This window comes from Kitasatospora sp. NPDC093558, from assembly GCF_040683475.1.
GTDB lineage: Bacteria > Actinomycetota > Actinomycetes > Streptomycetales > Streptomycetaceae > Kitasatospora.
The window spans coordinates 1-1,246 of record NZ_JBFBDY010001260.1; the positions used below are offsets into that span (position 1 = coordinate 1).

Annotated in this window: 1 protein-coding gene; it reads right to left on the reverse strand. The window is 74.6% G+C overall.

What is annotated here, in order from left to right:
- Window positions 1-198 precede the first annotated feature (198 nt).
- On the reverse strand, window positions 199-1,246 hold a 1,048-nt coding region (locus tag AB0O00_RS40185; RefSeq protein ID WP_363659612.1), incomplete at its 5' end, for an MAB_1171c family putative transporter.

Sequence of the window (1,246 nt, forward strand, 5' to 3'; positions counted from 1 at the left end):
GGCGTACTTCTGGCGCTCGTTCGGGTCGACGGCGTTCCTGGCACGGTTGCGGTTGACGACCCAGAGCACGATGAAAATGATGTCGAGCATGGCGAACTCCTGTCGACCAGCGGGTGGTTGACGATCAGCCGAGGAGGGTCCAGGATGGCGGCGCGCTCGGGGCGTGTCAACGGAGATTAACGCCAACATCTTTCACATCTACGACAGTTGATGCGGAATCGGCTCGTGCTCGCGCACCCTCCGGCGTACCTGCGCCACCACCGCCGAGCGTGCGAACGCCCGCGACACCGTGACCAACCAGGCCGTCTCGGCGGCGAGGTCGGGCGCGAGCTCGCCCGGCGAGTAGCCCGCGCCGTCCACGGCGGGCCGGTGCCCGGCCGCCGCCGACTCCAGCGCCGCCGCGAGGACGGCCGCCTCCACGACGGCCGCGTCCCCCGCGCTCGCCTCGGCGGCCCAGCCCGCCACCCGGGGATCGGCGTGCGCCCGCAGCGTGAGCTGACCGTCCCGGATCTCGATGACGCGCCGGTAGAGCGCGAACTCCGGGTTGCGCAGCACCCCGCCGAGGCCCAGCACCCCGGCCTCCGCGGTGAGCGAGATCTCCGGCACCGCCGAGTGCAGTGCGGACCACAGCGGCTGGAGCCGGCGGTGGTCCCGCCAGGCCCGCACCCGCTGCGCCGTGCGGGTCAGGAACGCCGCCCACACCGCGAGCGTCATGCCGCCGATGCCGAAGAGCAGCGTGCCCAGCGCGACCGGGGCCGAGGCGGCGTCCTCCTCGATCTCCTGGCGCCCGGTGGTCAGCGTCTCCCACAGGGGCACCGCGCTCAGCGCCGACCAGGCCAGTCCGCACGCCGTGCCGACGGCGATCAGCCGCAGCCCGGTCCGCGGCAGCCCGGGGGCGACCTCCCCGGAGGACCGTAGGATCGCCAGGCCGAACACCGCGACGCACCAGCAACTGTGCGCCGTGAACAGCGTGTTGAAGAGCGTCAGCAGCAGGCGTCCGTCCGGGCCGGCCACCAGCTCGGGGCCCACCGGCCGTGCCCCGCCCGCCACGTACGCCGCCGCGCTCACCACCATGACGGCCGCCGAGCCGACCGCCTGCCGCCGCTCGGCGACCGGGCCGGACGCCGCCGGCCGCACCGCATACCCGAGCAGGGCGATGGCGCACTCCGCCCCGAGCTTGAGCTCGCTGCCGAGCAGCGGGACGTACCGCGCGGCTGCCTCCCACGGCACGGCGGCCCGGGTGGCC